This window comes from Bacillus multifaciens (genome assembly GCF_030756675.1).
Lineage (GTDB): Bacteria > Bacillota > Bacilli > Bacillales > Bacillaceae_G > Bacillus_A > Bacillus_A multifaciens.
In genome coordinates this window covers 52,164-63,245 of sequence record NZ_JAVBXD010000029.1, presented here as the reverse complement: position 1 = coordinate 63,245, position 11,082 = coordinate 52,164, and the positions used below count along the sequence as shown (strand labels likewise).

Annotated in this window: 11 protein-coding genes; 7 read left to right on the top strand and 4 right to left on the bottom strand. The window is 34.9% G+C overall.

The annotated features are described in order from the left end of the window. The 3 genes from Q9306_RS17465 to Q9306_RS17455 all read left to right on the top strand — a co-directional run. Positions 1 to 232 (top strand): 3-oxoacyl-[acyl-carrier-protein] synthase III C-terminal domain-containing protein (locus Q9306_RS17465; RefSeq protein WP_306200757.1); only part of this gene is annotated, 232 nt, incomplete at its 5' end. Between the two features lie 306 nt (positions 233 to 538). Further along, complete coding sequence (locus Q9306_RS17460) at positions 539 to 1,987, top strand: RNA-guided endonuclease InsQ/TnpB family protein (RefSeq protein WP_371932397.1); 1,449 nt, start codon at positions 539 to 541, stop codon at positions 1,985 to 1,987. 141 nt (positions 1,988 to 2,128) lie between these two features. Beyond that, a complete protein-coding gene (locus tag Q9306_RS17455) occupies positions 2,129 to 2,554 on the top strand; it encodes an NUDIX domain-containing protein (protein ID WP_306200763.1) in 426 nt (141 codons plus the stop codon). 214 nt (positions 2,555 to 2,768) lie between these two features. Here Q9306_RS17455 and Q9306_RS17450 read toward each other — a convergent pair whose 3' ends face one another. Then, positions 2,769 to 4,430, bottom strand: a complete 1,662-nt coding sequence (locus tag Q9306_RS17450) for a M4 family metallopeptidase (protein ID WP_306200753.1) — start codon at positions 4,428 to 4,430, stop codon at positions 2,769 to 2,771. A gap of 323 nt (positions 4,431 to 4,753) precedes the next feature. Between Q9306_RS17450 and Q9306_RS17445 the strand changes: the two genes are divergently transcribed. The 3 genes from Q9306_RS17445 to Q9306_RS17435 are packed head-to-tail and all read left to right on the top strand — an operon-like array spanning position 4,754 to position 7,893. Then, a complete protein-coding gene (locus Q9306_RS17445; RefSeq protein ID WP_306200751.1) occupies positions 4,754 to 5,305 on the top strand; it encodes an ECF-type riboflavin transporter substrate-binding protein in 552 nt (183 codons plus the stop codon). A 10-nt stretch (positions 5,306 to 5,315) separates the two neighbouring features. After that, positions 5,316 to 7,013, top strand: coding sequence for an energy-coupling factor transporter ATPase (locus Q9306_RS17440; protein ID WP_306200749.1), 1,698 nt, complete (start codon positions 5,316 to 5,318; stop codon positions 7,011 to 7,013). A gap of 1 nt (position 7,014) precedes the next feature. After that, positions 7,015 to 7,893, top strand: coding sequence for an energy-coupling factor transporter transmembrane component T family protein (locus Q9306_RS17435; protein WP_306200761.1), 879 nt, complete (start codon positions 7,015 to 7,017; stop codon positions 7,891 to 7,893). On the opposite strand, the gene Q9306_RS17430 is transcribed toward Q9306_RS17435, so the two are convergent. From Q9306_RS17430 to Q9306_RS17420, 3 genes are all read right to left on the bottom strand, one after another. After that, positions 7,890 to 8,504, bottom strand: coding sequence for a Type 1 glutamine amidotransferase-like domain-containing protein (locus tag Q9306_RS17430; protein ID WP_306200747.1), 615 nt, complete (start codon positions 8,502 to 8,504; stop codon positions 7,890 to 7,892). The two genes, Q9306_RS17435 and Q9306_RS17430, sit on opposite strands and share 4 nt — an antisense overlap. Before the next feature lie 34 nt (positions 8,505 to 8,538). After that, a complete protein-coding gene (locus Q9306_RS17425; protein WP_306200745.1) occupies positions 8,539 to 9,276 on the bottom strand; it encodes an HAD family hydrolase in 738 nt (245 codons plus the stop codon). A gap of 82 nt (positions 9,277 to 9,358) precedes the next feature. Then, complete coding sequence (locus tag Q9306_RS17420; protein ID WP_306200743.1) at positions 9,359 to 10,123, bottom strand: hypothetical protein; 765 nt, start codon at positions 10,121 to 10,123, stop codon at positions 9,359 to 9,361. Positions 10,124 to 10,370: 247 nt separating this feature from the next. On the opposite strand from Q9306_RS17420, the gene Q9306_RS17415 reads away from it, so the two are divergent. Continuing rightward, positions 10,371 to 10,880, top strand: coding sequence for a GNAT family N-acetyltransferase (locus tag Q9306_RS17415; protein WP_306200741.1), 510 nt, complete (start codon positions 10,371 to 10,373; stop codon positions 10,878 to 10,880). Positions 10,881 to 11,082 lie beyond the last annotated feature (202 nt).

Sequence of the window (11,082 nt, the reverse complement as noted above, 5' to 3'; positions counted from 1 at the left end):
GATTTGCGAAAAATTAGAATACCCATTGGAGAAAACCCTTTATAGCTTAATCAACTTTGGAAATACCTCTGCTGCAACAATTCCTTTAGCTCTTGACCTTGGAATCCGTGAGGGAAAAGTCAAAAATGGCGATCGAGTTCTTATGTACGGTTTTGGATCTGGTTTGGTTCACGCTGGGCAACTTTTAGAATTAAATTTTGATGAACAAATTAATACTCCTACACCGTTGTGATGAATACCCAATAATTATTTAGCTAACCAATGATTTGATGAACAGGGCTGCTCTTATCGAAATACTGCTTTTCTTATTCACTACTATAGAGGAACTTAATACTCTTAAAAATAACTTCAATATTAATAAACCTAACCTTTATCGGAAAATGTGCAAGAAAACTCCATCTTCAAAACGTTCAAGGTATAGCCAAGTTTAAGGTGGAGATGAATTGCCGGTATATTCATAAAAATATTTTCATATTAACACGAATGTGCGTTCTTTTCTACTGTTTTGTAATATCATAAAGAAAAGAAGGAGGTGAAAATGATGAAGAAAGAATATACAACTTATCAAATTTGGATCAAAAAAGGGCATAAATTATATCCTTACTTCCTAGAAATGTGTCAAAATGCAAAAAATCTCTATAACACAACAAACTTCTACATTCGCCAAGTATATACGGCCTTACGAACAGAGAAGTCATTACAGCCACTTCAACAAGAAGTTCTCCATACATTACAAGCATATATTGAAATCATGAATGAAAATCAACTTCGTTCGTATCAAAAAAAATTACAAAAGCAGAAAGAAAAGCCGGTAGAAGAACGGAAAGAAATCAAGTGTAATCTGTATACGTTACCGACAAAAGAGAGATCCTTCCTATCCTATAACTTCCTAGATTGTTTGTTTAAAACAATGAAGCAACAAGACTATATAAACCTACCATCACAAGTGAATCAAGCCGTTATGAGAAAGCTTTATCAAAACTGGGATTCATTTTTTTGTGCCATGAAAAAATACAAAACACATCCTTTTGCTTTTACTGGTAAACCTCGTATTCCAAACTATATCAAATTATCTATGAGAGAAGTTGTATTCACAAATCAAGTATGTAAACTCCAAGATAAGTATATTCGTTTTCCAAAGACAAGTATCAAATTAAATATCGGTAAATTGTTCGGACAGATCCAAAATCTAAAAGAGGTCCGTGTTTCTTCTGCTTATGGGAAGTTTAAGGTAGAAATTGTGACAGAACAGTTTGAGCCATCACCTAAGCATGTTTACAACAACCGTTACATGAGTATTGATTTAGGAATCCATAACATTGCAACCATCGTAACGAATACAGGGGCTACTCCTGTGCTAGTAAAGGGCAATGTGATCAAAAGCATTAATCAATACTACAACAAACAAAAGGCGCATTTACTGGGCATTCTTCGTCATGGAAAAGAACCAAAAGAAGGACCTCACACATCAAAACGTTTAGAGAGGCTTCATGAGAAACGGTTTCTCAAAATAAAGGATCTCTTTCATAAAATGAGTTATCATATTGTTCAGTTTGCGATTCAACAGGAAATTTCTACGATTATGATTGGGAAAAATACAGCATGGAAACAAAACAGCGAGATGGGAAAACGACAGAATCAATCCTTTTGCCATATCCCACATAATCTACTCATTGAAATGATCAACTACAAGGCGAAGAGGCAAGGTATCATGGTAAAAGTGGTGGAAGAATCGTATACAAGCAAGGCATCCTTTCTAGACAATGATACGATTCCAATTTACGGTGAGGAAGACATCCTTGTATTCAGTGGGAAACGTCTCAAACGCGGCTTGTATCGTACGAAAGAGAACAAGCTACTGAACGCTGATGTGAATGGTGCCTATAACATTTTAAAAAAAGCAGTTCCAAAGGCATTTGCCGATGGAATAGAGGGGTTGTGCCATCTGGCAGCTGTGTCAACTCCACTTGTGTTAAGCATCTCTTGAAGATGATACATGAGAAACCCCCACTTCAAGATCCGAGGGAGATAAGTGGCGGGAGTTTTCATTCTTAATTTTGCTTCTAGTATAATCGATTTAGTCGTTATTATAAAATAAGTTTCAAAGGAGGGGTTATTTTTGAAAAGAGTGAATGTAGTTTCAGCTTTCATTTATGATAGTAATGAAAATATACTAATAGTTAAAAATAGGAAAGGGGATTCTTTTTATTGGGGGCTTCCAGGCGGAGCGGTTGAAGGAGAAGAGACATTAGAACAGGCTGTAATTCGCGAAGTAAAAGAGGAAACAGGATATAATATTGCTGTAGGTGGATTACATTCTGTTAGGGAAATGCTCTTTGAGGAAAGAGGTCATCATGCTTTAATCATTACTTTTTATGCAAGGGTTATTGATGGTGAAATAAACATTAATGATCCAGATAATGATATTATAGAAGTTAGATGGGCACATAGTGAAGCCGTAAAGGAATTGATGCCGTCTTTATTTGAGATGCTAAAAATGAATTGTGATAAGGAAAACATACAGGCTTTTTATGCATTTGAAGGTATCCGATAAAATCAAGAAAAGGTTTTATTTTTTAATAAAAGTGTAGTGTACATAGTGGTAATTAGCATTTATGTAATAGTACATTAGTGAATGAGATTTCAAAGTGACTAAGTTTGTAATAGATTATGGAGTTTTATATGATATTCTGTACGAAAGCAAAGAGGCTGTTCCAAAAGTGAAACATTCGGAACAGCCTCTTTAACTATATAAAGGGGAGTGGTACCTATTTTACACCAACTGCATCATACGATTGCTTCACGGCTGCCACTTCTGCAGAGTTTGCGCCGTATAAATCAGCTGCTGCTTGTATTAAGGCAGCACGCGCTTGACTGAAAGTTGCTGATTCAGTTAAGTATACTGTATTTGCACGATAGTAAATTGCCCCTACTTTATCTTTGCCGATACCATTCACTGTTACACCATAATGTGTACTGCCATTTGCTAATAAGTAAGCAGCTTTATTGATAATACCGCTATTTGTATGAACGCCGCCATTATCACTTGTACCTGTATAACGTTTAGAATAATGATCTGGGTCACCATATTTTGTTGGATCGCTCATCGAACGAAGCGCATCCCCAGCTGTACCAGGGGTATAAATATCTTCTCCAACTTCCCAATCTGGATTGCGGTTATCATAGTATTCTACTAACGTACCAAAAATATCTGAAATAGCTTCATTTAATGCACCAGACTCATTTTGATAAATAAGGTTTGAACTATATTCTGTAACGGCATGTGTTAACTCATGTCCGATAACATCTGCACTTCCTGATAATGGAATGAATGTATATCCATCACCATCACCGTACACCATTTGTGATCCATTCCAGAAAGCATTGTTATAATTTTTTCCATAATGAACCGTCGATTTTAACGGTGCACCAGCATCGTTATAAGAATTGCGGTTAAAGGTTTTCTTATAATAATCATATGTTACACCTGCATAATAATGTGCATCCACTGCCGCTGCATCACGGGTCGCATTAAAAATATTATCGCTATCTGCCCATAACGTTCCTGGTAATCTTGTCCGGTTGTTTCCATTATATGTGTAAATTACCGCGCCGCGTGTATTGTCTTGTAAATAATAGCTAGATCCAGATAATGTTGTATTAATAGACTTTGTATCGCCTAAAACGCCTTTACCTGTCCCAACTTTATTTGTTCCTGTTACTGGTTTAATTGGTGCGTTATTCTCAGTATTAGCATTATGAATTGTATTGTATTTATTCAATACTTTACCACTATCAGCTTCAATGAAATAATAGTAGTTTCCTGGCTCTGGATCTAAGAAATTTAGTTTCACAACATATGCGTATGTTGTTTCCTCACTATTTTGATAAACATATAAGTCCGCTGACGGCTCTACTTCATATTTGGGATTTAGCCCTAAATCTTTTTGTGCAGCTGCAATTGCTTGCTTTCCGTCAATTTTATTTTTATTTTTCAATTTCTCTTTTTTATTTAAATCAGGTGCAACTGTTCCCGATACAACCTTTAATACACCATCTTTCCCAACTTGAGCTACTTGAGTAAATCCCCATACTGGTACACCTTCGTACATTTGCTGTAGGCGGACGACGGTTGCTTCTCCAATAGGGTCTTTTACAATCTTTTGTACTTTAAAAGATTCTTCTGCATTTTTTTCGTCTAGTTTATAATCTTTTTTAGCAGCGTTTAAATAATCAAATACAATAGATTCTGCTTTCTTTTCTGATTCGCTTGTTAGGTTTCCTGATACAAACTCGGGAGACTGAGTAGTCTCATTGTATTTCTTTGTGGAAAGTACGTTTTTTGAATCTGCAAAGGCAGAGCTTGTCCCCCCGAACGTTGTCACTGCCATTCCAGTTGCTAACATGAACGCTAGACTTTTTTTCTTCATCATTCCTTCCCCCTAACAAAAAATTTAAAAACAGTAGATTTATAGTACCATTAAGTTTCTACTATTAGAATACTGAAAATTCAAATAATTTATTTCTCAAGAATTCTTGAGTTTTGATAAACAATTTAAAAAGTTTGGATTTTCAAAAGAAAAATTGTAACTCTAGAAAACAAGCAAAGTAATTGAGTGTTTTGGGCTATAGTCGTTATGAAACGGTACATATAAGCATAATTTACGTTGCTGCAGCATATAAAACTGATAGCACCCATACAAAAGATAGAGGTTATTTAGAGTAGGTTTACATAATGGGAGGGAGAATATTAATGAATCAAAATCTTTCTACAAAACTAGTTGTAGCAATTGGAATTGGTTCAGCAATATACGGGGTATTAGGATTATGGGGATTTTCTATTGCGCCGAATACTTTTATTAAACCAGCACTTGCTTTATTAACGATTTTCGGTGCTATCTTTGGACCAATTGCAGCTTTATTAATTGGACTTATCGGTCATACAATTACAGATGCTATTGCTGGCTGGGGCATTTGGTGGGGCTGGGTGTTAAGCTCAGGAATCATTGGTTTATTTATGGGATTTGTCCAAAAGCGTCCTGCATTTAGTGTGAAAAATGGTATGTATAGTAAGGGAGATATTGTTCACCTTTCTATTATGGGTGTAATTGGTATTTTTTTAGGGATCCTCTTTGCTGGTTTATTTGACATTTTCATTATGGGCGAACCGTTTGATAAAATTGCTATTCAAGTAGGCGGTGCACTTATCGCGGATGTTCTCGTATTTTTCATCCTAGGCTTACCAATTGTGTTAGGACTTGCGAAGGCGAATAAAAAGAATTCACAATTAAAAGTTGAGAAATAGGATTATGAATATGAAACCGATAGTTTCGTTTGAAAAATTCACATTTCAATATAAAAGCGTAGCTGAACCGACGATACAGGATATTACCTTTCACATTTATCCTGGTGAAAAAGTGTTAATTGCTGGGCGAAGCGGATCGGGAAAATCTACCTTAGCTCATTGTATCAATGGGCTCATTCCTTTTTCTTATGAAGGGACAAGTACAGGGGATCTTTCTGTGTGTGGTATAGATCCTAGACATACGAGTATATTTAAGCTAAGTCAACATGTAGGAACGATTCTGCAAGATCAAGATTCTCAATTTATCGGATTAACGGTTGAAGAAGACGTTGCGTTTGCGATGGAAAATGATTGCACGGGGCAAGAGGAGATGAAGCAAATTGTAGAACGTTCACTTGAAGAGGTGGACATGAATAAGTTTCATTCATATAGCCCTCACGATTTATCAGGAGGACAAAAACAATCCGTTTCGCTTGCGGGCGTACTAGCTACAAATACTGAGATTTTGCTGTTTGATGAACCTTTAGCGAATTTAGATCCTGTAAGCAGTGAAAAAGCAGTTCAACTTATGAAAAAAATTCATAGACAAACGAATAAAACAATTATCATTATTGAGCATCGTATTGAAGAAATACTCGATCTTGATTTGGATAAAATTATTGTTTTAGAAAATGGTCGTATCGTTGCAATCAAAACACCGCTTGAACTCTTACAAACAAATGTTTTACAAAATGCAGGGCTAAGGGAGCCTGTATACGTAGAAGCATTAAAAACATTGGAATATTCACTTTTAAATGAAGAAGTTTATCCGATAAAAAAAGTTAATTCTCATATTTTACACGAAAAGCTATCAAAATGGATGTCACAAAATCCGATACATACAGAAAGATTCGAAAACAAATGGATATGTAACATAGAGAATATATCGTTTTCATATCCAAATAGAAATTTTGCATTAAAGGATATATGTATGTCTATATACAAAGGAGAAGTCCTCGCTCTTTTAGGAAACAACGGTGCTGGAAAATCAACACTTGCTCATATCATGACGGGAATGAAAAAAACTCAGCAAGGTAGAATTCTTTTAGAAGGAACGGATATGAAAAGATGGTCAATCCGAAAGCGGGGAGAGGTGGTCGCTTATGTGATGCAAAACCCTAACCATATGATTACACAGGCGACAGTATGGGAAGAAGCCGCTTTTGTTTTAAAATTGAAGAATACTTCAGAAGAAATACATAAAAAAGTGGAACATGCATTACAAATTTGCGGTTTGTATCCATTTCGAAATTGGCCAGTACAAGCATTAAGTTATGGACAAAAAAAGCGTCTAACGATAGCCTCGATTCTCGTTACAAGCCCCAAACTTATTATTTTAGATGAACCTACTGCAGGACAAGATTATTTTCACTACAAAGAGTTTATGAATTTTATAGGGGAATTAGCGAAATATGGAATTTCCTTTTTATTGATTACACATGACATGAACTTAGCGTTAGAATACGCCAATCGCGCGATTGTCTTACATAATGGCGAAATCATTGCAGATGATGCGGTAACTACCGTGTTAGCCAATGAGCATGTTTTAAAACGTGCAAACCTCCGCGAGAGCTCACTTACCCGTCTAGCGAAACATGGGAACATACCAATTCCACAGCTATTTGTTCAATCTTATATGGAAGCAAGAAGGAGGAACCGTCGTGAGTAAGATGGGGACATTATACATGAAAGATGAATCATATTTCCACCGTATGGATGGTGCTGTAAAGCTCATCCTATTTATTATATGGATGATTCTTACATTCCTGTTTTTTGATTTTCGTATTTTATTATTTCTATTTCTAATTGGCTGCATACTGGTAGGTATCGCTAAAATTCCATCGCGTAGGATAGTACTTATTTTTACTGTTATTTCCACATTTAGTATTCTGAATTCCACTATGATTTTATTTATTACCCCAACACATGGATCGGAGCTAGCTGGTACATATACACCACTTCTTCACATTGGTTATGCGACTATTACACTCGAAACTCTTTTTTATACAATGACATTATCATTAAAATATTTTACCTTATTCCCGTTTACACTTATTTTCATTTACACAACACACCCAAGTCAATTTGCTAGTAGCTTAAGTAAAATTGGACTACCATATAAAATTACCTATGCAATTAATATTGCACTGCGCTATATTCCGAGCATACAAGCAGAATACGAACTCATTAAACATGCGCAAGAAGCACGGGGGATTCCGTTTCATAAAGGAGAAGCAACTCTTTTTCAACGCATTAAAAATCGAGTGACGATTTTTTGGCCGCTTGTAGTCAATTCATTGGATCGAATTGATACTGTTTCGAATGCTATGGATTTACGAGGTTTCGGAAAAAAGGAGAAACGAACTTGGTACTATAGAACGGAAATGCAGTTTCTTGATTATGTGGCACTTCTTATTGGTTTTTCTGTTTTGATTATCGCTATTTATTTAAAACTTACAATTTTTCATTCATTTTGGTTTCCTTTTTTCTTATATCGTCCAGCATGTACACATTTTCTAAATTCAAATTTTGAAGCGCTTCCGCTTTAAGTTTTGAATAAAATAGACTGGTTATCTGAGACTCTTACAACATTACATTTATTTAAAGTTTCAAAAGCCACTATTCTATCTTCAATTGTTTTTTCAGCATTATTAGCAAATAAATCCTCTCTATCATAATGAGGGAAAATATATGTATCTGTTAATCCTAATGCAGTTAAATCTCTTAAATTTATGGTATTTATTTGAGGTGTAAAGTAATTTACAATATTGATATTTGGACCCAGAATAACTGCCCCGGCACTTACTCCGACTATGATAACATTTTTGTTTGCTAAACTTTTTAAGATTAGGTCACAACCGCTTTTTTTTATATGATATAACAAATGAAATGGATTTCCTCCGCAAATATAAATAACATCGTATTTTCTAAGAGTTTCCGGATCATCATATTCAATATCCGTAAAATCAATCGTATGAAATCCCATTTGTATAAAATCTTTTTTTGCTTTTCTTGCATATTGATTGTTTTCTTTGAGCAGAGAGGCCGTAGTTATGATTGAAACTTTTAAATTACTAATTTCTTTATCAATTAATTGTAAAAATTGTTTTTTGATTTGTTCTGTGAAGAAGCCGTTTGAGGTTAATAATAATTTACTCATTTTAGTTCACCATCTTTTGAAACTAGTTTTTGTTTCAGTCTCCTATGTTACATGTTTGCAATGACATCCAAGTATTTTTAAATGTTATCATATTCTCTGCAACATATAACGGTTTGTGCTCACTTGGCTGTTTATTTCCCTTTGGATTAATCCAGATGGCGAATATGCCGGCATTAATCGCACCGATTACATCATTTTCCCAGGAATCGCCTACGTATACTGCATTATTTGGCTCGATTCCATAATGTGAGAGAGGTATATGAAAGGCTTCACTTTTCGGTTTTTCAACCCTCATTTCTTCTGAGATAAAGATTTCTTGATCAGTAAACACCTTATGTAGATTTAATTTTATGAGTTTGGCTCGTTGTTCATAAACTTTTCCATTTGTGATAATACCAACTTGATAGGTTTTCTTTAATTCATGGAGATATGTATTGACCGCTTCAGCTGGTTTTAATAAGTGGATGAACTGATTAAAGAATTCACTGAAATAGGTATCCGCCTCTTCTACACTGATCTCTTGATCAAAATGTTTAAGTGTATAAATGAGGCGTTGTTGCCTCACTTCATCTAAGGAAATATGTCCTTGATCGTGCAATTTACAAAAATGATGGTCATAATGATGATAGTGAGAGAAAAACTTTTCAAATGATAAATGTTTCGTGATACTAGATTTATAAAAAGTATTTTTAGTAGCGTGTGCATAATAGATATCAAATGAAAAGAGGGTATTATCTAGATCAAATAGTACTAGTTTTATATCTTGTAACATGCGCATTCTCCTCTATTCAGTAGTATTTACAATCTAACCTGTGATTGGTCGTGACTGTTTTTTTATAACTGTTTTTTCAATTTCAGACTATTTTGGTGACGGAAAGTGAGGGGAAACCAGCACGACTCCATAACCATAAAGGAGTATGTACATCGATGGGAGCAAGTCCACTACCAGCTAGTGCTTTTTCCCATGCTTCTGCTACAATTTGACGATCTTCATTAGTCCCGTTTAAAATCTCTGAAGAACATAATCCTAATTTTACGCTAGCTTTCAAAATGTGTGTATCTGGAGCAATCGTAATAAGTTCACGGGATTTCCATTCAATTCCTACGTAAGTTTCCATAACATATAGCCAATAATTGAAAATTTTCGGTCCAGAAAGATAAGGGAATTCTGATTTCCGTTTTATTTGCATGGTGTTTTTTAAAGAAGCAATGTCGAATTGAACAGAATCAATTAATCCTGAGACATCACCTTTGGGAGACGACTGAATAATTCCTTTACAGACTCGTATCCAGATTTCAGGGTGACGATTAGGTTGTAAGGCTACTCGGTAATGAAGTAACACATTACGTAATTCTTCTAGGTCTCTCTTGGCCACAACATGCGGATTAAAAATCCATCTAGAATTATCATCAAGATATGCCTGAGCAATTGATTGCCACAAGGTATATGAATTTCTTTGATAATTTAAAGACATTCCTAATGTCAACACATTTGGTAATTCGCTTTCTGGAACAATACCAATGAGAGCATCTTCAGGCATTATTTCACCACCAAGAAGTCCATCGGCATGCATTTGTATGAGCAAATTCACATTTTGTAAAAAAGATTTATTGGTCATTATTTTCCTCCCTTCAAAGAGTGAAAACTAACGATCTCTTTGTTTTTTGCGTCAATTAAACATTAGAATACCGTATAGTGTATCAAAGAGACTATTCGACAGTATCTATAATGTTCCTTCATTCCAAAGAAAAAAATGTCGAATTTGACAAGAAATATAAAGGATGAGTTAGGACTAAATAGGAATCTTTGGACGTTTTGTAGAATATTCCAACATACTGTTATTTTTTATTGAAGGAGATGTTGTCATGGAAGTAACTATTCGTCCCGTTCAAATACAAGATGCTAGCGCAATTCATCGGATTTGCATACAAGATGCAGTTTTGCCATATATGGTTTTCCTGCCAAGTATGCGAGTAGATGCTATGGAAAATAGAATTCGTAATTTAGGACCTAATCAATTCGAATTTGTTGCAGAGTTTGATAGTAATGTTGTTGGATTTGTAGGTTTAACGCAAGGACAAGGCCGGAGATCGCATGCAGGAGATCTATTTATGGGTGTAGATAGTGAATATCATAATAAAGGCATTGGGAAAGTATTACTCACAAAAGTTCTCGATCTTACAGACAACTGGTTAATGCTTGAAAGAGTGGAACTTGGTGTTCTTGAAACAAATCCCGGTGCGAAATCTTTATATGAAAAGTTTGGATTTCGAGAAGAGGGAATAAAGAAAGGAAATTTGAAGGCAAACGGTAAATTGGTTGATGAAATCATGATGAGTCGTTTTCGTCCAAATGGTTTGATTATGCAAGATTGATTATTGTGTAATTACAACATAGTTAATAACAAATTGAAATTGCAAGTTCTTCAACTGTAGCTCTAAAATCAATATTTATTGTATGAAGTTACTTGGCATTTACGAAACAAATACAAAAAACAGGTATGATGGCGATTGTTATAGAAAGGGAGGAAATTGACGTAAACATGCCTATGCGCTAGTTAATTTTATTAGAAATAGA